We start from the raw sequence: 20479 nt of genomic DNA, 5'->3' as shown, positions 1-20479 counted from the left end.
GAACATGGACTGGAAACGTTTTGGCTTCATCGCTCTAATTATTACCATTCTCATTGGCACGGTGGTCTATGTCGGACAGACAAGACAAACCCCGCTGCTGATCATCACCAGTATGCTGGCGACCACCATCGCCGTTGCCACCCCTTTAACACTAGGCGCGCTTTCCGGGGTCTATTGCGAACGCGCAGGCGTGGTTAATATCGGTATCGAAGGCATGATGCTTACTGCCGCTTTCTTTGGCTGGCTGGGCGGCATTTACATGTTTCAAATCTATGGCTTGTCTGCCGGGATCAGCATTACGCTCGGTGTTTTCTTTGCCATTATCACCGGTGGATTAATGGCACTGCTCCACGCGGCGCTCTCGATCACATTTAAAGTAGACCAGATCATCGGCGGAACCGTCATTAACATTTTGGCAGTGGGGCTGACTGGCTTTTTGAATCGCCAGTTATTCTTTGGAAAAGGCAGCGTATTCGGAGGCACTGTCCCCAGTTCTCCCGGTGTATTGCCCACCATCCACGTTCCGATTACTGAATTATTCACCCCGCTCTGCGGCACATCTGCAGTGTGTTTGGAAAATGTACAAGCCATCAACCGTGTATTCGATCAAAAACCAATTGCAATTGCGGCCATTCTGCTTGTCTTTATTTCCCACTACATTCTGTTTAACACACGCTGGGGATTACGCACGCGCGCCGTGGGTGAACATCCAAGAGCGGCAGACACCGTCGGCATTAATGTTATAAAAATGCGATATGCCAATGTAGTGATTGGCGGCATGTTCGCTGGTCTGGCAGGCGCATATTTCACCATCGAATCAGTTCCATCCTTTGAACCTTTGCTAACCAATGGACGCGGTTTCATTTCACTCGCCGCCATGATCTTCGGCAACTGGACACCCATCGGAGCCTGGGCTGCCGCGCTCGTTTTTGGCGCATCACAGGCCTTGCTGATCAACATGCAAATCTTCCGCGATGTCATTCCTCCGCAGTTATCCTTCCTTCAAGAATCCTACATTGTAGGTCTCACACCCTATATTCTTACAATGATCATCCTCACGGGCATCATCGGCAGAACCACTCCGCCCGCAGCTGATGGTGTTGCATACGAGAAATAAGAGGCGCATCATGACTGAAACCCCACACACCCTTTCGGATGAGATCGTTCTTGAAGCCAGAGGAATCACAAAACAATTCCCCGGCGTACTCGCCAACGACAATATTAATTTTGATTTGCGCAAAGGCGAGATCCATGCCCTGCTCGGAGAGAACGGCGCAGGCAAAAGTACTTTAATGAACCTGATCTACGGCCTGCATAATCCCGATAAAGGCGAGATATTCGTCAACGGGAAACCGGCCGTCATCAACTCACCCAACGACTCGATCAAGCTCGGCATTGGCATGGTACATCAACACTTCATGCTCATTCCGGTCTTCACCGTGGCAGAAAATATCATGCTCGGCGATGAAACCGTCAAAAACGGAATGCTTGACCAGAAAGCTGTTGCAGCAAAAATTACCGACCTTTCCTCACAATACGGATTGGAAGTTGACCCAACTTCGCTCGTTGGTCAACTTCCGGTTGGAACCCAACAACGGGTTGAGATCGTAAAGACGCTCTATCGCGATGCAAAAATTGTGATCCTGGATGAACCCACTGCCGTGCTGACTCCGCAGGAAGCCGACGACCTCTTCCGCATCATGCGTGACCTGACAGCACGCGGCGTCTCGATCATTTTCATCACCCACAAACTAAAAGAAGTTCTCGCCATCGCAGACCGCATCACGGTCATGCGCGCCGGCAAAACCGTTGGAACTGTATTGCCAAAAAACACAACCTCCGAAAAACTTGCGACCATGATGGTCGGGCGCGAAGTTAATCTGGTCATTATCAAAAAACAGGCTGTCCCCAAGGAAGCCATGTTGACCGTAAAAGACCTGCATGTTGACGATGTTCGTGATTACCCGGCAGTGCGCGGTGTTTCCTTTGAAGTAAGAGCCGGTGAAGTATTGGGAATCGCCGGTGTGCAGGGAAATGGACAAACAGAACTCGCCGAAGCCCTAAGCGGATTACGCGCAACCAAAAAAGGTCATGTCACACTTGCTGATAAAGACATCACCGGTAAAACTCCCCGGGTGATCACTGAAGCCGGCCTTGCAAATATTCCTGAAGACCGCCAACGACACGGTCTGGTACTTTCCTATTCCATCTCCGACAACATGGCGCTCTGCGATTATTACCATGAGCCATTCAGTAAACACGGAGTCTTGCAGCCCAAAGCACTCGATGAAAACGCGCGAAAACTCATCAGCGCCTTCGACGTCCGCACGCCATCTTCCTTTGTCAGTGCGGGAAAACTGTCGGGCGGCAACCAGCAAAAAGTGATTGTGGCGCGTGAACTGAGTCGCTCAGTCAAACTTGTAATCGCCAGTCAACCCACCCGCGGATTGGATGTCGGCTCCATCGAATACATCCACGGCGAGATCATAAAAATGCGCGACCGTGATGTGGCCGTCCTGTTGATCTCAGCCGAGTTGGATGAAATTCTCGCACTCTCAGACCGCATCGCCGTGATGTACCGCGGACAGATCGTCACCATTGTGGATGCCAAAAAAGCGACACGCGAACAACTTGGATTATGGATGGCCGGCGCGCACGTGCAAGCCGCGTGATCCACCACAACGCATCTCTCTTAACGCAAACCTGATTCACCCAAACAGGAGTTCTCGCAACTCCTGTTTTGATTCAAGCAGGAAATGCGGGGGGATAAGGCAAAACATATCTTGCGGTAAAATAATTCTCAAACAAAGGAGAAAAAAAATGATGAAAAATAACATACGCCTTTATCATTTGCTTATTATTCTCGCCCTATTCAGCGGCGCGTGCAATCTGCCTTCAGGCACCAATGGCACAGATACCGCCAGCACCGCTGCCGCACAAACCATAGAAGCCTTACTCAGCGCCACCCCCGCCATCGCCGCGATCAGCACATCCACCTTCACCCCCGCCGCTGTCCCCGCCACATTGACCCCCATCCCCATCTTAACCAATACACCGGCAGTTCCGCCTACATCGAATTGCAATGTAATGCAATTCGTTACAGATGTAACCTATCCCGATGGAGCCATAGTGACCCCGGGACAAAATTTCACAAAAACCTGGCGGCTCAAAAATGCGGGAACCTGCACATGGACCCCTTCCTACGCCGTCGTATTTTCTGACGGCAACTCCATGAATGGTCCATCCACACAGGCTTTGACAAGTAACGTCAACCCGGCCAGACCATAGATATTTCAGTAAACCTGACCGCACCCGCCGCCACCGGCGATCACACAGGAAACTGGAAAATCAGAGACGCATCAGGCGTGCTGTTTGGAAAATTCTATGTGCAGATCAAATCACAAAGCGCCGTCACAGCCACAAACACATTACCGCCCGCAGTTGCACAGGTTGTCCTCAATGCAGTCGCTAGTGAAAGCGGAACTCTGTACGAGCCGGCGGCTGGCGCACCCCTCACAATTCTGGCAGGCGACACATCCGCCAACGATATTGCCAGAGGCTACATGAGTTTTGACATCTCAGCCTTAAGCGGAAAAACCATACAAAACGCATCACTGGCAATTGGAAGCTGTTCCACCATGCAAGACCCATTCACCAGTCTGGGAGGGATTTGGGTGGGCGAAGTGCAATACGCCCTGCCGCTCGATCAATCAGACTATAACATTGCAGGCACTGGCATTACCCTGCTCAACGCCGTCCCCGGACCGATTGATGTAAAAAACCTTGTCCAAACCCGCACAACGGAAGGCAAGGCCCGCTTCCAAATCCGCCTGCACCCTGCCGGCCCCACCGACGCTGACGGTCAAGCAGACTATATCTCCTGCAACGCGGGGTCGGTAACACTCACGATCACCTACCAACCCTAAGATTAAAATAACAATAGAAATTAAAAAACAGAGCGCCCGGAAAACCGGGCGTTTCTGTTTAACAGTATAATAATAGACACGAAAGGAAAAAATGTTTAAAACAATAAAATACACACTCTTCACTTTGATCGTAATCGCATCTTTTATCATCACAGCCTGCACAGCAGAAAGCACACCAACCCCTGCCCAGGAACCAGGCATACAAACCGCTGTAGCGCTGACCGTTGCCGCGCAAAATGCACAGCCCACACTGGCAATCCCTGCGATCATCGGCACGCAAACACCGCTGCAATTCTCACCCACGCTCACACCCCTTGCACCTGCCGCCTCGCCCACTCTGCCCGCCTCCAATACAACCGCATCAAAATGCGCCAGCGCAAGCCTGATCAGCGAAACCATTCCTGACGGCACCATCTATGCCCCCGGTGAGCAATTTACAAAGACCTGGCAGATCCAAAATACAAGCTCCTGCACCTGGGATACAAGTTACGAGATCGTCTTCTGGGACGGCGATGTACTTGGCGGCTCATACGTGTATAACCTGCCCCAGGTGACACCACCGCAGGGAGTAGTTCCCATCTCACTTATACTCACCGCCCCCACAGCAGATGCAACCTACACCTCCAAATGGATGCTGCAAACCCCTGATGACACCGCGTTTGGCGTCGGCCAATACAGCGCGCCCTTCTACGCCGAAATTGTCGTCTCCGGCTCAAGCAGCCCCAACTACGCTGTCACCTCAGTCACCTACAGCGTCGTACGCGACCCGGCCACCGGCTGCCCGGCAAACGTCAACCACATTGTTTATGCCACCATCACCACCAATGGTCCGCTCAAATTTAATTACATCTGGCTGCAACAGGATAACAATAGTGGAGAAAACCATGGCGGCCCCGGCAAGGGAACCATAATCATGGAAGCCGCCGGAACCAAGACCATTACCCGCGAGTGGAAACTCCACCTTGGAAGCGCCCCCGGAAGCCAACGCTGGATCGCGCTCGGCATCACAACATTGCCCGACGGCGAATACATTGAATATCGCCCCGGTCAATATTTCACCTATTTATGCGGTTCATAGCCCTCCACTAAAAAATGTAGATCATAAAAAGAAGCCGCTGGCATAAAGCGTCTTCTTTTATTGGGAACCATTTCCACAGTGAAAACGTCTTTAATCTTTGGAAACCTACATTTTGGAGAAAACCCATGTCCATCAAAAAATCAGCCCTCGCCCTTTTTATTGTCTTTATCAGCATCGTCCAATTGGCATGTAACGTCCCTTCAAATTCAGCGACGCCGGATACCTTCGCCACTTTAAATGGACTATACACCGCATCAGCCCAGACGCTGGAAGCTGCTTCAACCCAATCAATTTTTACCGCCACCCCCGGCTTGCCTCTGCCAACCACCACTGTGAGCGGATCCACTCCCCTCACAGCCACGAACACGCTCATTCCGCAGACACCAGTTCCAGTGTCCAGATGTGATGCGGCGCAATTCGTCAGCGATATCACCTATCCAGATGGAAGTCTGGTCGCGCGCAATAATACCTTCGTCAAAATTTGGCGCATTAAAAATGTCGGCACCTGCTCCTGGACAACTTCCTACGCGCTGGTCTTCACCGGCGGCGACTCAATGAGCGGCCCTCAGCCGTAGCCCTGACAAAAATCGCCAACCCCGGTGATAGTATTGAGATAGCCCGTCACATTTACTGCGCCAAACAAAGATGGAAATTATCGCGGATATTGGAAACTGCGCAACGCCGCCAATGTTTTATTTGGCATCGGCGCGCAAGCCGACACCGCTTTTTGGGTGATATATAAAGTCACCGGCCCGGCCTATATTGCCTATGATTTTATAAACAATCATTGCGCCGCAACCTGGGAAAATGGCAACGGGGCGCTGGCCTGCGGAGTGGATGGCGGCATTAATGGCTCTGCGATCAGACTAAATGCCCCGGTCATGGAAGACGGCTCAACCGAAGATGAACCCGGCCTGCTGACTGTGCCGCAGGATAAAAATAACGGCTTCATCAGCGGACAATATCCCTCCATGGTTGTGCAGGCTGGAGATCGTTTCCGCACGATTGTAAACTGTCAACACGGCACAAAAAACTGTGATGTGTTCTTCCGCTTGAATTATAAAATTAATGGGCAGATCAAAACACTTGCAAGCTGGCACGAAATATATGAAGGCAAGTATTACCCCGTAGACCTTGACCTGAGCAGTCTTGCGGGTCAAACCGTCAACTTTATTCTGGTCGTGGATGCAAACGGCGCACAGAAGAACGATCAGGCGATCTGGCTGAACCCGCATATTATTCGTCAGGGTACGCCGCCTCCCACAGCCACATTTACCTTCACCCCCTCGCTGACCCCAAGCGCCAGCCCAACGATAACTTTTACACCCACTGAAACACTTACGCCTACCCCCACATTCACACTTACGCCCACCTTCACGCCCAGCCCCACTAATACGCCCACGCCGTAGGTGCGTTATAATAAAGTTAACTATTTTCGGAGGTTACTACCATGAAATTAAGTAAAACCCTTTGGCTGATCGGCGTAATGATTCCAGCCGTCATCCTAAGCGCGTGTAATTTAGGCGCAACAGCCGTACCAACACAAGACCCGGGCGTGGTTCAAACAGAAGCATTTAATCTTGTTATGACGCAATCTGCCTTGCAGCAAACTCAAACAGCAATGGCGATCCCGCCCACTGCCGTGCCGACAAATACACTCATGCCCCTCCCTACACAGGGATTATTCCCCACAGCAGCGCTCGGCGGGAATACAGCCATTCCACTGAATACTCAACTGCCCGGATTAACTCCGCTGGCGTCTCCGGTTCCAACTCTGGGAGTGATTTCAACAGTCACTACCAAGAACGGCTGTAACGATGGCGGGTTTGTAGGTGAAACCGCCCCATTTGACGGCGCAAAGCTTAAGAATTTCAAGGAAATCACAAAAGGCTGGACGATTGTCAACCTCGGTACATGCACATGGGATGAAGGCTACACGTTTGCTTTTAACACAGAACTTTCCAGCCCTGAATTAAAAGGATACGACATCGTTTATAAAAAATCAGACGATTTTACACTGCCCGGTGAAAGCCAATCCTTCATTGTGAAATTAACCGTCCCCGGCGGAAAAACCAAAGAAGTTGAATACGTGGGTTACTGGAAGCTAAAAGATGATGCGGGCAATTTCTTTGGACCGCTCGTTTCGATCAAGATTATCGCGGTACCATAATTAACTGGTTTCATTAACCACACTCAACAACCATTGTTCAAGAAAAGCAAGAGAGGAAAAATGAAAGTTAGATTGATTATCCTGACACTAACAGCCGCATTAATTCTAGCCGCCTGCGCGCCTGCCACTCCCATTGAACCCACGCCTGATGTGCTTGCCATCCGCACTTCAGCGGCAAACACAGTCATTGCAGAATTTACTCTTACCGCCGCAGCCTTCACACCCACTCCCCTGCCGCCCACAGAGACACCCATTCCGCCGCCGCCGACAGAAACTCCAACTGCCGCCTTTGCAACTGACCCAACTCAAATTGCACTTGGCACGCCAGGCGAATTATGCGACAACCTTACATTTGACAATGCCACTGTAGATGTGACCATTCTGGATGGCGCGCAAATGACACCCGGCCAGGAATTTGTAAAAACATGGAAGATCAAGAATACAGGAATTTGCGCCTGGGGTGATGGCTATGGCCTCATTTACGCAGGCTATGCCGACCAGATGAGCGGCGAACCTGTACCGCTTGGCACATTGGTTGAAGTCGGGCAGGAAGTTGACGTATCCGTCAATTTCAAAGCGCCAGCAAAAGTTGGCGAATATACCAGCGCATGGCAAATGTCCAACGCCAAAGGCATTCCATTTGGCAAAGCCATTTTCGTGAAGATCATCGTCAAATAAAAATTGACCGCCTCACTTACACAGGCAATAAAAGAAAAATCGCGCCAGCTGGGATTTATCCTGGCTGGCGTTACTTCTTGTGAGCCACCAACGCATTACAATATTTTTGAAGAATGGCTCGATCAAAACAAACACGGCACCATGAACTACCTCGCCGAAGACCGCAGCCGCACGCGCCGCGCCGACCCAAAACAGATCCTTCCCGAATGTAAATCCATTCTCGTTCTCGCTATCCCATATTCAGCGGTAGTCAGAATCAGCGGTCAGAATTCAGAATTAGCTTCCTACGCTCTCGGCGACGACTATCACGACATCATTCCACCAAAGTTAAAGCAAATTGTAGCATTCATCGAAGAGCAACTCGGACATGAAATCCCCAATCGCTATTATACAGACACCGGCCCCATTCTCGAACGCGAACTTGCACAGCGCGCCGGTCTCGGCTGGATCGGTAAAAATTCCATGCTCATCAATCCTGCCGTTGGCTCCACGTTTTTTCTGGCAGAGATATTGCTCGGCATCGAACTCGAACCCGACGACACCCTCGTCACCGATCATTGCGGCACATGCACCCGCTGCATCACCGCCTGCCCAACCCAATGCATCCTCCCCAACCGCACCATTGACGCCCGCCGTTGCATCTCATACCTCACCATTGAATTAAAAGACGACATCCCCGAAGACCTGCGTCCATTAATGCAGGATTGGATCTTCGGCTGCGACGTCTGTCAGCAGGCCTGCCCGTGGAATCGATTCTCCACTCAAGCTGATTCAGCCTTTGAGACGAAGATCCCGCTTCCTGTCTTAACCTCAGACCTGCTTCTGACATCCGTTGAGTTTAATCAGCGCTTCAAGAAGAGTCCGATCAAACGCGCCAAACGGCGCGGATATTTACGCAACCTCGCTGTGGCTGTTGGAAACAACGGAACAGAAAAAGATATCCCCATCCTTGAACAAGCCATGCAAGACGAAGAACCCATGATTCGCGAACATGCAAAGTGGGCGCTTACAAAAAGGAACGCGGACTTCAGTCCGCCCCATGCCAAAACAAATGCGGACTGAAGTCCGCAATCCGGGAAAATAAAAAATGAAAAAACTTTTGATCGCAACCAACAACAAAGGCAAAGTAAAAGAATTACAGGAATTACTAAAAGATACAGGCTTTGAACTCGTCACCCCCGCGGACATTAATCTCAGCCTCGAAGTGGAAGAAGATGGAGTCACCTACGCTGAGAATGCCTCAAAGAAAGCCCTCGCTTTCGCCCACGCCAGCGGACTGATCTCCCTGGCCGATGACTCAGGCCTCGAAGTGGATGCTCTTGATGGCGCCCCGGGGCTTTACTCCGCACGCTATTCTCCCAAGCCGGGCGCAAACGATGCAGACCGCCGTGCTTATATGCTGGAGAATCTGCGTGGTAAGCCAGCGCCCTGGAAGGCACGCTTCCATGCCACGATCGCGATTGCGATCCCGAATGGGGAGGTGCATCTCGTGGAAGGCAATTGTTTGGGCGAGATCATTCCAGATGAACGCGGCACAGGCGGCTTTGGATATGACCCGATATTTTTACTGCCTTACTTAAACAAAACCATGGCCGAACTTGAAATGGATGAAAAAAACCGCCTCAGCCATCGGGCTTTAGCGGTCATGAATGCAATACCTGTTTTAAAGAAGATCTTTTTAGAGCACAGACTTTAAGCTAGACTTTATCCATTTGGTACCATATTTCATAACTCAATCTTATGACCCTGAAAGGGTCAAATGATTATAGGAAATAGATAACGCGGCATTCAACCCCGAAGGGGTGTCAGAGATCGAAAAAATCCATGGCACCCCTTCGGGGTTTGTTTTTCAATATATTTTTTTGCTACAATCATTTCATTCCTTCGGAATTGACAGAGAATAGCCCCCATATCCTATAAAACCATACCTATAATCGAACTGCCACACGATAGTTTTAAAACAGGAGCAGATCGCTTCACACGCTGAAAACGTTTTTATTCATATTTTCAAAAAATCTGCGCTCACGCCGCACTCCCGAAAATACATCAAGACGATGTGGCGTATGGCGCAAGTGTCTGTGGTTTAAAAAAATTCGTTATTTACATTAAAACAATCTCTACGTCTGTGCTCTTTTTTTCGGGAGCAGCTTCTTCGGGTTTGGGCGTGGCAGGTTCAACCGGCGGCGCTGATTCTGTCTGCGGGGCCGGTTCAGTTGTCCCGTCGGGGATGATGCGTTTTTTTCTTGGCTTCCTAACTTTTAGCGGAATTCCGTCAATAAATAATTTCAGCAAATTTGCAACCGTCTCAGGTTGTTCGAGCATGACCATGTGTCCGGTTTTATCCAAAATATGAAGCTTCGAGTTGACGATTCCAACATGCAGTGATTCTGAAAATTTCGATGGCGTCATTTTATCTTCAGCGCCGCATATGATGAGCGTGGGGACTTTGATCAATTCCAACTGACTGGTTACATCAAACTCATTGCAAGCCAGAAGATCACCGAGCAAAACAGGCGGACGAATTTCGAGCATGGTTCGCTTTGACAGTTCCAGCAAATTTTTCGGAGTTTCTGCGCCAAAACAATTTTCGTTGATCATACTTACAGCAGATTCAAATGTGTTTGGACTGCCCGCCATCTCTAAAAGAGTTGGCGCCACGCGCATCTTTGAACCGGAACCAAGCAGCCCCAGCCCCAATACCTGTTTGGGATATTTCAACGCGAGTGTGAGCGCAATTGCACTTCCCATTGAGATGCCCACAAACACAGCCGAGCGGATCTTCAACTCTTTCATAAACGCGATCACATCATCGGCATATTCATCTATGGATTGCCTGCCTGCGCCTTCAGATTTTTCCATGGCCGGGAAGGTCAAGCGCATAAATCTTTTCATCAGCCATGCGGCGGATTTGCGGCGGCCATGATAAATGGGTGCCGCCCGCCCCGTGGATAAGGATCACAGGCGGGTGTTTGGCAACCGCGCCTTCTTCTACTTCTGCCTGATGGGCAAAATAATATAATTCAGTTGTTGTCGGCATTTTTGTTTTTTTATTTGGCGCGTGGATGATGCAAACGATCGGCGGCATCTTCAGTGAGCGGAATATATACTTGAACTTTTGTCCCCTTGCCTGGCACAGAATCAAGATGGAACAAACCATTCACCAACTCGGCGCGTTCACGCAAATTGACCATGCCCAGACTGCTGTTTGCGCGCTTATCATACGCTTCTGTTACAGATTTTACGTCAAAGCCCAGTCCGTTATCAGCAATTTCCAATAGCGCGATCCCGGCATCCATTTGACGCAAACTCACAGCAATGACAGGGGCCGCGGCATGCTTGCGGGCATTATTAACCGCTTCTTCAATGATATAAAAAATAACGCCCTGTTTGCCCATTTCCAATTGAGTGGTTACCCGCTCATCAATATTAAGTGTAACTTTTTGGGTGTATGTTTCCATCATCTTATCTGACATGGCCTGCACCGCCGCAGCAAGTCCTTGAGACTCAAGGATCAGCGGGCGCAAGGTAAAGAGCATGTGACGAATTTCTTTTGTCGTGCGGTGTGCCAGTTCTTCCAATTTGACAATTTCTTCAGTGGCACCTTTCACATCTTTGACCAGCATGCGCCGTGTGATATTCAAACGCATGGCCATGGCCGCCACAGATTGTGTGGGACCATCGTGCAGGTCGCGCGCCAGCTTTTTCCGCGCTTCTTCATGGATTTCCACCATGCGTTCTTTTTCTTCCACAAGGTCCTGATACAACCGTGCATTTTGGATCGCGATCACGGCCTGTCGGCCGATAATATCAAGCAGGTTGCGGCGTTCCGTGGTGAAATATTCCGGGTCGGGGTGGGCAAATAACAACACGCCATATACATTGAATCCGCTGCGCAAGGGAAAACAATATCCGCTGGTGCAATTTCTGAGGGCGATCACACGCCCGAGTTCAAGGTCATACCCGATATCCTTGAAAAAGACGGGCTCGCCTTCATCCAGAGCTTTTTTTAGCACCCCTTCCGCTGCGTCGAAAGTCGCACGCATATCGGCGGTGGTAAAACGCCGCGCAGAACCAATGCGCAATTTGCCACCGTTGAATAACATCACCGCCCCCACCAACGGGTCGTTGAGCAACTGTTCAGGGTCCGGGTTCAAGGCGGCGGCGCTCATATTCAATGCAGATTCGAGCACCCGTTTATAACTCAACGTGGAGGAAAGTGTCGTGGTCAATTCGTAGATGGCGCGCATACGCTCGGTCTGCATGGCGGTCTTTTTTCTTCCGAATCCTGCCACAACTCGCGGTTCTTTCGCATGTGCGCGATCATACGCCGGCCAAGAAAACCAAACACAAGACTCAGCACAACCATCGTAACAGAGATGATAATTGCAAGCGGCAAATCGCCTTCCGTTTGCATACCGGTGTAGATCATTAATCCAAGGAAAAATAACGAAGCGAGCAAAGCCCCCAGTAATTCATAATAGATCGAACCTGTTAAGATCGGTAATAAACCAGTCCAAACTGCAGGACCGCGCAAGCCGCCCTGCACCCAGAAAAAAGCCCCCGACAAAACCAGATCCGCCAAAATACTAATCGGACGATGATAGGTCATACGTACATTCAGACCGGCCATCGCGGTCATCGCGAGATTCCAAATGATCAATAAGCCAAGCGGCCAGGATATGGATAATTCCAACTTGCCCCCGAGCCCAAGCGAAACGATCAAACCAACCAGCATGATCCATCTTAATGAAATGGCAAACCAGTCTGCCATGTAGGGTGTATCGTATTTACGCAGCATAACTTCCCTATGATAACGAAAAACGCTGGAGACGGCAACTCAAACGACTTACAGGTTGATTACACCTTACTCTTCGTACCCCATACGGACTAAATATGCGTTTAATTTGTCTTTTAAGACCGCTTTCTGCGCTTCTGTATAGGATTCGCGGAAGCGCCTGATCTTGCCCTTGAAGAAGTGCAGCCTGTTGACCTTCCGCCGCATCGGGACGATACTTCTCGATCACCGCCTGGACCTGGGAACTGCTGCCGTTTAATTTGAGATAATCCACCAATTTGGCAGATTCTGCTTCGTAGTTCGTCAGCAGGTCTTCGTAACGCGCCACCAGTACATTTTTTTCCTGCATCCACTTTTCCCAAATGTGGACGTACTCCATCATGAAGTCGACACTTTTTTCGAAATCGGAAAGATGCGAGAAAGCGTTGGGACGTCCCTTGACGAGTGCGCGCTGACCGAAATCATATGCGGAGAGCATGGCGTCGCGCGGGTCACGATAAATGTATGTAATGCGAAGCAGGCCCAAAGTCGAGAGCAGACGCGATGCACTGCTGGGGGCGGCGTGTGCCTTGATGACGAAGGTATTTACCAGCGCGGGCAGGGCTACCAGTCCCAGTCTTCTGGCAGAAAGCACACCGATGTTGCAATTTACTTCGGTCAGAATTTTTTGCAAACGGTAGCGCTCGCGGATATCACGCGCATCTGCACAGCCTGTTGTTTCCATCAGATCATGAATGAGATTATAGTGCCAGCCGGAACCAGCGCGGGGCATACCAACAGAGAGAACGATCATTTGATTTCCTTGTACGATGAAATAACAGACAGCCCCACCAGTATGCCCGGAATAAGCCAGATGTTTGGTGTTGTGAGCGAATCCTGTGTGAAATTATAAAATGTGATTGCGAACCACGCAAATACTCCGGCGATGGCTGCAAAACGCGCCCAGGGTTCATTGCGTTTCAGCAAGTTTAACATATCACCGAGAATATAAAGTTGAAATGCCACGAATAAAAAAGAACCCGATCAAGCCGGTTTCAGCCAGCAAACGCACGTAAAGATTTTTCGGGTTGGGGTACAAACGATTCTCAGGGCTGAGTTGTTTTGCAATTTCAGGCACGGTGGTCAGCGCCCAATCGGGCAGGTTGGGATAAATATAAAAGCCGCTTGCGCCCAGCCCCACACCTGTTAATGGATATTCTTCAAAAGCGGCGTATGCACCAGCGGAATATGCACCGCGCGCGCCGGCGTTGATATCCACGATATATTCGCTTAGATTCTTCGCGTCTGTTTCCCACAAACGGCGGAAGAAATTTTTCTGGCTGAGAAAAAGAAACGTGCCGGCGAAAACCCCAAGCACGGCAACGATCATTCCGATCCGAAATAAAATTTCGAACTGTGCGTCCCCGAAAGCCGTTGACGAACCATGCCCAGATCGCACGGATGCTCTCACGGCCAAAGAATAAAAATGTCAGGCCGGCCGCCGCGACTGTGGTTAAGAGTCCGCCGCGTGAGTAGGTGGCGAGAAGCACCAGCAAAGAGAATGCCAGTAGAACAGGTTCCAGCCACTTAAAACGAGTGACCCGGAAATTTGTCATCACCGATGCAAACAAAAATGGAATGAACACCGTCGCAAGCTGCCCCGCCAGCCAGGCCGGTTCATACGCGAGAACCGAGATGCGATTCGTGCGCACCAGTTCGCGCATTGAAAATGCAAGCTGCCAGTGCGTCACCATTTCCTTATTGAGCAGCCCTGTGTAAAAAGTGACGGCTTGCAATCCGCTCCACGCCAGATCGAGGCACAAACCCAGCCAAGAGCCAGCGCACCGAAAAAAGAAAATCATCTGACTCTTTATTCATCCAGATCGCGGATATGAAAAATGCCACGCCGATGAAAAGAGTCGCCAGCGCGCGGATGACTCTGCCCGAGTAGATTTGTCCACGTAACGGGATCGGATCGATCAACGCCCCGAAACTGGTCGCTGCAACAATAAACAGAATCAGCATCCCAAGCGGAATCAACGCCCCCGCCCAATTGAGCTTTTCCTTTCGGCGCAGTGACTGAATCACCAATAGCGGTATCAACAACGCCAGCGGATAGAGCGCCAGCGGACGAACCAGCGTGCCTTCACCAAGAAATGGAAACCAGCGAAAACTGGTCACCGGCAGAGTCAGCAAGGCCGCGCCCCACAGAATGCGCGAAAGTTTTTGAGGATCGGTCAGCATGGAGAAAACTGAATTCTTCATTTGTTCTTGGGAAAAATAAACAACACAACAAAAACTGCAAGCGTCAGAAATCCAATCGAGCCGGCGAACAGATAACTGCTCAACGGCACACTGCGCTCTTTGAGTAGATTCTTGGATTGGGTCGCTTCCAGTTTTACAAATTCATTGATATTGCCCGCATCGATTTCGGTCTGTGTTTTGGCAACAAAGGCTTCAGCCCAGGCTGAAACCAGTGACTCGGCAAATTCTGCATCGTTATCGTCTGCGTAAAAATGCCAGCCGGCCTCGGCGGGTTGACTAAGCTGCAGTTTATTTCCGCGCAGGTCTTCCACGGTCACAGCAAACTCGGAAGATAACTGACTCATCACATCATCTGACCATGCGATCTCTACAAGTTTGCGAGATTCACGCTCAAGATAATAAAACTGCTGACGGTCTGTTTCCTGCGGCCAGGCTTGCTCAAGATTAAAGTCCACGTTGACGGTGGCCTGTGCCCGATAAGGCGGCGGGGCAATATAGTACAGTGCCGCGCCAAGCGCAGCGCCAAGAAGCGCGCCAAACATCCAAAAGCGCCAGGCCTTAAGCAGCCGGATAAAGTCTTCGAGAGAGGGGGAGGTGAGTAGGGTCATGGGAGGGGAAAGGGTGAAAGATGAAGGATGAATTATGAAAGATGAAGGGTGAAGGAAAGAAGAAAGAGGGAATGGTGAGTAGAGTGAGAGGAGAAGAAAATGGTTTTGCACGTTTCACGTTTTACTTCTCACTTATTACTTTTTCTCATTCTCGTCTCACTCCTCACTTCCTGATCCGCCATTTCCAGAGGGGACCGATGATTTTTCTTAGGTAGTATTTTGCCATAATAATCGAAAAGAAACTGCCGCCGTCGCGATAATGCACGCGGATCATTTCGGGCCAGCAGCGGTCATCTGCAGCGACGGTTTTGCCCGAAGTATGCAAGCGGAAGTTCGCCCATATTTGTCCGGCAAGATATTTAAACGGCGCGTGAGCGGCGATGCGCGTCCACAGATCGTAGTCCATGGCGAAGTAGAACGAAGGGTCAAGCGGACCGAGTTCCTTCCAATACTTTGCACGGAAGAACATCGTCTGCTGCGGAATGTGGACGTAGCCTTCACGCAGGCGGCGGTAATCTGTCTGCGCGGCGTTGAATTTTCCGATCACACGGTCATTCTCGTCTATAAAATTACAGTCCGCGTAGACCATTGCCACTTCGGGATTTTCGATCAGATATTTCACGGCCGCACTGACCGCACCCGGATTATACGTATCGTCGGAATTGATCCAGGCGAGGATATCACCTGTGGCGCGGTTGAATCCCTTATTGATCGCATCAGTCTGACCTTTATCCTGCTCGCTGACCCACCAGGCGATTCTCGCTTCGTGCTTTTTTATCACATCCACACTGCCGTCTTTGGAGCCGCCATCTACGATGATGTATTCAATGCGTGGGTAATCCTGCCCAAGCACTGAGTTGATGGTGGCTTCGAGATAGCGTGCTTGATTGAAGGATGGGGTGATGATGGAGACGAGAGGGGAAAGATTAGGCATTAGGAATTAGGAGATTAGAAATTACCATTCGGTGTCGGAGTAGAAGTGATGTGAGACTTCTTCTGTCATCTTGCGGATGCGGGTGATCTCTTCGGCGGTTAGGCGTTTCTTCCAGTTGTCCATGTTGGCGCGGCTGTCCAATTTTACCGAGTGGACTTTTTTCTTCGATAGCTCGGTCGGGTTTTCGGAACTGCTGGAGTTCAAAATCGTATCGCGGACCTTTTCGTCAAAATTTAAGCCGAGAGATTCATAGAGGGATTTATACCCTGTGACGGGATCAAGCGAAAGGTCTTCGTGCCGAACAATTTTGAAGTGCGGGAACAGGCTGCGGGTAGTGTGAACCGAGCGGTAGATCATCCGCCAGAGTAGGGCCGATTGCCCGATAATATCATCCGCCGGCATGGATTCCATATCCGCCCGATCTTTTTCGAGATGGTCACGCATCAACATCGGCTGGGCTAGCAGATCACGAAAATCAAACGGCCAGTTGAGGCGCTTCAGGCTGCTGGCGAATCCGCCGGGGTGACGGATGGTGATGACGACCTGACAGTTTAATGTTTGCGCGAACCACGGCGTGGAGAAAACCGCGAACGGATCTTTAAGCAGGGCGCGTTGACCGCGTACTTTGCCGTTCATGAAAACAGAAAGATCGCGCCCCATGCGCAGAAAATCCTTTTGCGAACGCAATGAACCAATCTCTGCAAAAAGATGATATCGAAAATTCATAAGCTGTTGAAACGCGGGAAGATATTGCGCTTCGTTTTCAGCGGTGATGTATTGATACCAGTGTGGAACATCAGCGCCATACACGCCGCGCCGATGCAAAACATTCAGCGGTTCGCTGATGTAGGCCGTGCTTTTTTCTGCGGATAACATGCGCCCGACCCAGGTCGTGCCGCTGCGATGCGCTCCTGTGACAAGGATGGGAGATAACTTATTCATCACTCTGCTCATTAAAATATTCGTCGATATATTCGGAAGGAATGGGAATGGCGCGGATGCTTTTTACTTCATAATAATTTGCGGCGCAGCGATTGACCCAGTGCGTGGCAAATGTGTCCAATTCCTTTGTACCATCCACACCGTCAAATTGAATAACTGTTAAATCAGTTTCACCCTGAGCTACGAGTGTGCGAATGATGGCATCACGTTTGTCCCAATACTCGGCGCGGGCGCGATAGGTTGGGATTTCACTCCAGGCACGCATCACCGCCCTGAATGGATAGATCACTGCTACAAGTGAAAACAGAATGACAATGACTGATCGCAAAACAGGATGCTTTATTTTAGGGTGGGCTTGTGAAAGCAGAACGCCGATCAACGCGCCATCTGCCAGCAGGCCAATGGTCATGATTAAGCGCGCATAAAACTGCACGCGCGGCACAGGATAACCCTGCCCATAAACGCTTGGGGAAAAACTCGCAACGATCAGCAGATATGCGATCAAGGGGATGGCAATCACCACGAACCATAAACTGCTTTTTTGAGCGGCAGAGACTTCGAGATTGTTGATCTGTCCATATATCCACATCAAAAAAGCAGGGACAAATATAGAGAGGGCGTTTGGCAACGGGAGTTCACGCAGCGTCTTGGTAATAAAAATATAGCTGAAATAAAAAGCATCATGATCAACAACATCAGGCCCGGAGGATCATCGCCCAATCTCTGTGAATTAGCGGGCGAGATGACCATGACCGTCAGTGAAAGAATAGCCGCGCCTAGAGTCCAACCGAGCAGAGTTAGGATTCTTTTCTTTGAGGGATTGCTTCCCCAACGCCAGACCGCGGCGATGGCAAGGATCAATATCGTAACCTGAACCGCATCGGCTGGTTCTGAAAATCCGCCGACGATAAAAGCGGAAATAAAAGCGATCACAATTGATGAAATTGAAATGGATTGAGTCGCGGCTTTATATGATTGATTGAGAAGGAAGGCGAGGAGCAGAGTGCCATAGACCACGGGTGCAAAATGCGTGCTCATCGAAGAGCGCCAATACACAGTCTGATAGAGATTGGGCGCTTGAATCAACGTGAAGAATGCAATCGATAATCCGAGAAAGGATGTCATTGCAAACGACCATTCCGCTTTGACGAGTTTTTTCACTCCGCTCATCACGAGAATTAATCCAATGACCCAGAGCATGATGTGAAAGACCGGCAGAATGGGAATGCTCTTGATGCCGAAAATTTCAGAGACGCCCACCAGCCAGATATTCGAATAACGGTTTCCGCCAAAGCCGGTCATGTAGCGCTGGTAAAGTCCGTTGGTGAAATTTTCTGAAAAGAGAACCGCGTTGCAATAGTCATCGGCCATGTAGCGGGTGAACCAGCCCTGATAGGAATAAACAAGCATCAGGGTAAAAAATATTGCGGCGCCAAGCATGAGTACGCCCTGCAAAATTAACGCAGGGATATTTTTGTTTCTTAACGAATCACGAACAGTCATTTACAAACTCCAAAATGGATTACGGGGAATGCGATCAAGGCTGAAGATCAAAGATGATGTAGCCTTCGCCCGAGAACGCGATGGGATATTGCGAGTAAAGATAATCCTTCAACAAGGTCTGCTTTTCCAACTCGTCAAAATCAGTGATGATGAAATAGTCTTTATTGGATGCAGTTTCGGCGAACATTTTTTCAAACTGGAACTCTGCACCGCGATTTTCATGATAATAAATATCTCCGGAACGCTGCCACGCCACAGTGGAAATCCATCCCCAATAGGAGAGACGCATTCCATAATCCTGGGTGAGCGCGATGAGCCGCGCATCTTTTCCGACGGTTTGGCTGATCTCAGTCCATTTGGCTGGTTCGTCGCGATAGTCATTTGCTTTAAGAACGGCGCGTGTATTCCAGTTGACAAGAAAAAGCCCGGCGATCACGAACAAGACGGGGATGATCTTTGTGCGTTCATAAAACGGAGTCTGTTGCAGGGCGGTGATGAGATAATCTGCGAGGGGAGCGAGTGAAAGCGCCACGATCGGGATCAGGATCATGCTGTAGTAATCGTGGGTGGAAATATGATAGTTAAAGTAAATGCCGAAGAGCAGGTACCCAGCCCACAGCGCGGAGAGGAAGCGGAAAGTCCCCTTGTCGCGGATAAAGTAAAAGCTGAGTAATCCCAACAGGATGGGAATCCCGCCCATGACGAGATTCAAAATCCCGATCCAGCCGAGATAATAGGCCGGGCTGAGATAAAGCGCGGGCATGGAACGTCCGCCGAATTGCTGGCCGAGGAAACCGGTGAACCACACCCCGTAGACGATGTAAGCTGCACCCGGCAGAATGCCCAGCACGCTCATCAAATAGACCTGAGGCCTGCGGATGAGATCCCGAAGAGTCTGCCCGCCGAGGGCTGCGCCCAACCCCGCCGCTACGACAAAGAATGCAGCGACCAGTTTAATGAAAATGGAAATCCCGCCGAATAAACCGGCGAACGCCGCCCAGCCGTAGGATGTGGGATTTTTCGACCAGCGAAAGACTGCCCACCAAAAAATGATGATCAACATGATCATCATTGAATCAGGCTGGAAGCTGCGGCTGGCAGAAACTGCGCATGGCAGGAATAAATAAAAGGCAGTGGATACCAACGCGCCGTTGATCGAGACCAGTTCTTTGGCAAGCAGGAAAATGAACAGGCCGCCGATCACCCAAAAAAGAGAGGAGTAGATGCGCGCCACCCATAATTCCACGCCGGTGTAGCGGTAGGTGAATGCGACGATGCGTTCGAGAATTTCAGGCTCAACCGCCGCGCCGTATTTCCATTGCTGGATGGCGAAGGCGCGTTTTTCAGGATCGGCATCGGTGCGGAATTCATAATACATGCCGCGTGCTTTATGAAAGGAAAGCATCTGACGGGTGGAGTGGAAATCAAGCGGGGGGTCGGTCAGGTCGTACATGCGGATTCCCATCCCTGCCAGCAGGAGCAGAATCAGCCCAAGTTTCCAGGAAAGGAGAAAGTTAAGTATGGGATTGGAGTTGTTTATTTTCAACATGAAGGGTTTTTTATGTGTAAATCAATGAAAATACGTAAAAGTAACGTCTTTC

25 protein-coding genes and 1 pseudogene are annotated in these 20479 nt (G+C 50.2%); 12 read left to right on the top strand and 14 right to left on the bottom strand.

Annotation, left to right across the window (positions count from 1 at the left end):
• Positions 1-4 precede the first annotated feature (4 nt).
• The 12 genes and pseudogenes from IPL71_RS01505 to rdgB all read left to right on the top strand — a co-directional run bounded on the left by IPL71_RS01505 (position 5) and on the right by rdgB (position 9548).
• Positions 5-1117 (top strand): ABC transporter permease, encoded by a 1113-nt coding sequence (locus tag IPL71_RS01505; protein WP_345318208.1) that lies wholly within the window; start codon positions 5-7, stop codon positions 1115-1117.
• A 10-nt stretch (positions 1118-1127) separates the two neighbouring features.
• Positions 1128-2672, top strand: coding sequence for an ABC transporter ATP-binding protein (locus IPL71_RS01500; RefSeq protein WP_345318207.1), 1545 nt, complete (start codon positions 1128-1130; stop codon positions 2670-2672).
• A gap of 148 nt (positions 2673-2820) precedes the next feature.
• Complete coding sequence (locus IPL71_RS01495; protein ID WP_345318206.1) at positions 2821-3288, top strand: NBR1-Ig-like domain-containing protein; 468 nt, start codon at positions 2821-2823, stop codon at positions 3286-3288.
• Positions 3285-3335, top strand: a pseudogene (locus tag IPL71_RS25715) (hypothetical protein); the annotation flags it as partial. The gene IPL71_RS01495 and the pseudogene IPL71_RS25715, both read left to right, overlap by 4 nt.
• Positions 3336-3386: 51 nt before the next feature.
• Positions 3387-3926: a hypothetical protein gene (locus IPL71_RS01490; RefSeq protein ID WP_345318205.1), complete on the top strand. Its 540-nt coding sequence runs from the start codon at positions 3387-3389 to the stop codon at positions 3924-3926.
• 91 nt (positions 3927-4017) lie between these two features.
• The gene (locus IPL71_RS01485) at positions 4018-5004 is read left to right on the top strand and encodes an NBR1-Ig-like domain-containing protein (RefSeq protein WP_345318204.1); all 987 of its coding nucleotides are present in this window, start codon (positions 4018-4020) and stop codon (positions 5002-5004) included.
• A gap of 125 nt (positions 5005-5129) precedes the next feature.
• Positions 5130-5579, top strand: coding sequence for an NBR1-Ig-like domain-containing protein (locus IPL71_RS01480; RefSeq protein ID WP_345318203.1), 450 nt, complete (start codon positions 5130-5132; stop codon positions 5577-5579).
• A 156-nt stretch (positions 5580-5735) separates the two neighbouring features.
• Positions 5736-6413 carry a hypothetical protein gene (locus IPL71_RS01475; RefSeq protein ID WP_345318202.1) on the top strand — a complete coding sequence of 226 codons (678 nt, stop codon included), beginning with the start codon at positions 5736-5738 and terminating at the stop codon, positions 6411-6413.
• A 41-nt stretch (positions 6414-6454) separates the two neighbouring features.
• A complete protein-coding gene (locus IPL71_RS01470) occupies positions 6455-7174 on the top strand; it encodes an NBR1-Ig-like domain-containing protein (RefSeq protein ID WP_345318201.1) in 720 nt (239 codons plus the stop codon).
• A 60-nt stretch (positions 7175-7234) separates the two neighbouring features.
• Positions 7235-7852 carry an NBR1-Ig-like domain-containing protein gene (locus tag IPL71_RS01465; protein WP_345318200.1) on the top strand — a complete coding sequence of 206 codons (618 nt, stop codon included), beginning with the start codon at positions 7235-7237 and terminating at the stop codon, positions 7850-7852.
• A gap of 3 nt (positions 7853-7855) precedes the next feature.
• Complete coding sequence (queG, locus tag IPL71_RS01460) at positions 7856-8914, top strand: tRNA epoxyqueuosine(34) reductase QueG (protein ID WP_345318199.1); 1059 nt, start codon at positions 7856-7858, stop codon at positions 8912-8914.
• A 25-nt stretch (positions 8915-8939) separates the two neighbouring features.
• Positions 8940-9548, top strand: a complete 609-nt coding sequence (gene rdgB / locus IPL71_RS01455) for an RdgB/HAM1 family non-canonical purine NTP pyrophosphatase (RefSeq protein WP_345318198.1) — start codon at positions 8940-8942, stop codon at positions 9546-9548.
• 404 nt (positions 9549-9952) lie between these two features.
• On the opposite strand, the gene IPL71_RS01450 is transcribed toward rdgB, so the two are convergent.
• From IPL71_RS01450 to IPL71_RS01385, 14 genes are all read right to left on the bottom strand, one after another.
• Positions 9953-10732 carry an alpha/beta fold hydrolase gene (locus tag IPL71_RS01450; protein WP_345318197.1) on the bottom strand — a complete coding sequence of 260 codons (780 nt, stop codon included), beginning with the start codon at positions 10730-10732 and terminating at the stop codon, positions 9953-9955.
• Positions 10698-10889, bottom strand: coding sequence for an alpha/beta fold hydrolase (locus IPL71_RS01445; protein ID WP_345318196.1), 192 nt, complete (start codon positions 10887-10889; stop codon positions 10698-10700). Before IPL71_RS01445 ends, IPL71_RS01450 begins: the two co-directional genes overlap by 35 nt.
• Before the next feature lie 10 nt (positions 10890-10899).
• The gene (locus tag IPL71_RS01440; RefSeq protein ID WP_345318195.1) at positions 10900-12114 is read right to left on the bottom strand and encodes a GAF domain-containing sensor histidine kinase; all 1215 of its coding nucleotides are present in this window, start codon (positions 12112-12114) and stop codon (positions 10900-10902) included.
• Positions 12078-12650, bottom strand: coding sequence for a hypothetical protein (locus IPL71_RS01435; protein WP_345318194.1), 573 nt, complete (start codon positions 12648-12650; stop codon positions 12078-12080). Before IPL71_RS01435 ends, IPL71_RS01440 begins: the two co-directional genes overlap by 37 nt.
• Positions 12651-12657: 7 nt before the next feature.
• Positions 12658-13440 carry a sulfotransferase domain-containing protein gene (locus IPL71_RS01430; RefSeq protein ID WP_345318193.1) on the bottom strand — a complete coding sequence of 261 codons (783 nt, stop codon included), beginning with the start codon at positions 13438-13440 and terminating at the stop codon, positions 12658-12660.
• The gene (locus IPL71_RS01425; RefSeq protein ID WP_345318192.1) at positions 13437-13622 is read right to left on the bottom strand and encodes a hypothetical protein; all 186 of its coding nucleotides are present in this window, start codon (positions 13620-13622) and stop codon (positions 13437-13439) included. The genes IPL71_RS01430 and IPL71_RS01425 overlap by 4 nt, the downstream gene beginning before the upstream one ends.
• Before the next feature lies 1 nt (position 13623).
• On the bottom strand, positions 13624-14016 hold the full coding sequence (locus IPL71_RS01420) for an O-antigen ligase family protein (protein WP_345318191.1): 393 nt from the start codon (positions 14014-14016) through the stop codon (positions 13624-13626).
• A gap of 368 nt (positions 14017-14384) precedes the next feature.
• Positions 14385-14891, bottom strand: a complete 507-nt coding sequence (locus tag IPL71_RS01415) for a hypothetical protein (protein ID WP_345318190.1) — start codon at positions 14889-14891, stop codon at positions 14385-14387.
• On the bottom strand, positions 14888-15433 hold the full coding sequence (locus IPL71_RS01410) for a YveK family protein (RefSeq protein WP_345318189.1): 546 nt from the start codon (positions 15431-15433) through the stop codon (positions 14888-14890). Before IPL71_RS01410 ends, IPL71_RS01415 begins: the two co-directional genes overlap by 4 nt.
• Before the next feature lie 229 nt (positions 15434-15662).
• Positions 15663-16433: a glycosyltransferase family 2 protein gene (locus IPL71_RS01405; protein WP_345318188.1), complete on the bottom strand. Its 771-nt coding sequence runs from the start codon at positions 16431-16433 to the stop codon at positions 15663-15665.
• A gap of 21 nt (positions 16434-16454) precedes the next feature.
• Positions 16455-17375 (bottom strand): sulfotransferase, encoded by a 921-nt coding sequence (locus tag IPL71_RS01400; protein WP_345318187.1) that lies wholly within the window; start codon positions 17373-17375, stop codon positions 16455-16457.
• Positions 17368-18003, bottom strand: a complete 636-nt coding sequence (locus IPL71_RS01395; RefSeq protein ID WP_345318186.1) for a DUF6056 family protein — start codon at positions 18001-18003, stop codon at positions 17368-17370. The genes IPL71_RS01400 and IPL71_RS01395 overlap by 8 nt, the downstream gene beginning before the upstream one ends.
• The gene (locus tag IPL71_RS01390; protein WP_345318185.1) at positions 17964-18878 is read right to left on the bottom strand and encodes a hypothetical protein; all 915 of its coding nucleotides are present in this window, start codon (positions 18876-18878) and stop codon (positions 17964-17966) included. Before IPL71_RS01390 ends, IPL71_RS01395 begins: the two co-directional genes overlap by 40 nt.
• Before the next feature lie 34 nt (positions 18879-18912).
• On the bottom strand, positions 18913-20427 hold the full coding sequence (locus tag IPL71_RS01385) for an ArnT family glycosyltransferase (protein WP_345318184.1): 1515 nt from the start codon (positions 20425-20427) through the stop codon (positions 18913-18915).
• Positions 20428-20479: the final 52 nt, after the last annotated feature.

The sequence above is a fragment of the Candidatus Villigracilis proximus genome (genome assembly GCF_016717045.1).
GTDB lineage: Bacteria > Chloroflexota > Anaerolineae > Anaerolineales > Villigracilaceae > Villigracilis > Villigracilis proximus.
The sequence above is the reverse complement of the archived record's forward strand: the minus strand, read 5'-3'. Positions and strand labels throughout refer to the sequence as shown.

Excerpts from the sequence above, each read along its gene's own strand:
- IPL71_RS01505 (WP_345318208.1), top strand. The coding sequence starts at position 5 with ATGGACTGGAAACGTTTTGGCTTCATCGCTCTAATTATTACCATTCTC.
- IPL71_RS01500 (WP_345318207.1), top strand. The coding sequence starts at position 1,128 with ATGACTGAAACCCCACACACCCTTTCGGATGAGATCGTTCTTGAAGCC.
- IPL71_RS01495 (WP_345318206.1), top strand. The coding sequence starts at position 2,821 with ATGATGAAAAATAACATACGCCTTTATCATTTGCTTATTATTCTCGCC.
- IPL71_RS01485 (WP_345318204.1), top strand. The coding sequence starts at position 4,018 with ATGTTTAAAACAATAAAATACACACTCTTCACTTTGATCGTAATCGCA.
- IPL71_RS01480 (WP_345318203.1), top strand. The coding sequence starts at position 5,130 with ATGTCCATCAAAAAATCAGCCCTCGCCCTTTTTATTGTCTTTATCAGC.
- IPL71_RS01470 (WP_345318201.1), top strand. The coding sequence starts at position 6,455 with ATGAAATTAAGTAAAACCCTTTGGCTGATCGGCGTAATGATTCCAGCC.
- IPL71_RS01465 (WP_345318200.1), top strand. The coding sequence starts at position 7,235 with ATGAAAGTTAGATTGATTATCCTGACACTAACAGCCGCATTAATTCTA.
- rdgB (WP_345318198.1), top strand. The coding sequence starts at position 8,940 with ATGAAAAAACTTTTGATCGCAACCAACAACAAAGGCAAAGTAAAAGAA.
- IPL71_RS01450 (WP_345318197.1), bottom strand. The coding sequence starts at position 10,732 with ATGCGCTTGACCTTCCCGGCCATGGAAAAATCTGAAGGCGCAGGCAGG.
- IPL71_RS01445 (WP_345318196.1), bottom strand. The coding sequence starts at position 10,889 with ATGCCGACAACAACTGAATTATATTATTTTGCCCATCAGGCAGAAGTA.
- IPL71_RS01440 (WP_345318195.1), bottom strand. The coding sequence starts at position 12,114 with ATGCAGACCGAGCGTATGCGCGCCATCTACGAATTGACCACGACACTT.
- IPL71_RS01435 (WP_345318194.1), bottom strand. The coding sequence starts at position 12,650 with ATGCTGCGTAAATACGATACACCCTACATGGCAGACTGGTTTGCCATT.
- IPL71_RS01430 (WP_345318193.1), bottom strand. The coding sequence starts at position 13,440 with ATGATCGTTCTCTCTGTTGGTATGCCCCGCGCTGGTTCCGGCTGGCAC.
- IPL71_RS01425 (WP_345318192.1), bottom strand. The coding sequence starts at position 13,622 with ATGTTAAACTTGCTGAAACGCAATGAACCCTGGGCGCGTTTTGCAGCC.
- IPL71_RS01420 (WP_345318191.1), bottom strand. The coding sequence starts at position 14,016 with ATGATCGTTGCCGTGCTTGGGGTTTTCGCCGGCACGTTTCTTTTTCTC.
- IPL71_RS01415 (WP_345318190.1), bottom strand. The coding sequence starts at position 14,891 with ATGAAGAATTCAGTTTTCTCCATGCTGACCGATCCTCAAAAACTTTCG.
- IPL71_RS01410 (WP_345318189.1), bottom strand. The coding sequence starts at position 15,433 with ATGTTTGGCGCGCTTCTTGGCGCTGCGCTTGGCGCGGCACTGTACTAT.
- IPL71_RS01405 (WP_345318188.1), bottom strand. The coding sequence starts at position 16,433 with ATGCCTAATCTTTCCCCTCTCGTCTCCATCATCACCCCATCCTTCAAT.
- IPL71_RS01400 (WP_345318187.1), bottom strand. The coding sequence starts at position 17,375 with ATGAATAAGTTATCTCCCATCCTTGTCACAGGAGCGCATCGCAGCGGC.
- IPL71_RS01390 (WP_345318185.1), bottom strand. The coding sequence starts at position 18,878 with ATGACTGTTCGTGATTCGTTAAGAAACAAAAATATCCCTGCGTTAATT.
- IPL71_RS01385 (WP_345318184.1), bottom strand. The coding sequence starts at position 20,427 with ATGTTGAAAATAAACAACTCCAATCCCATACTTAACTTTCTCCTTTCC.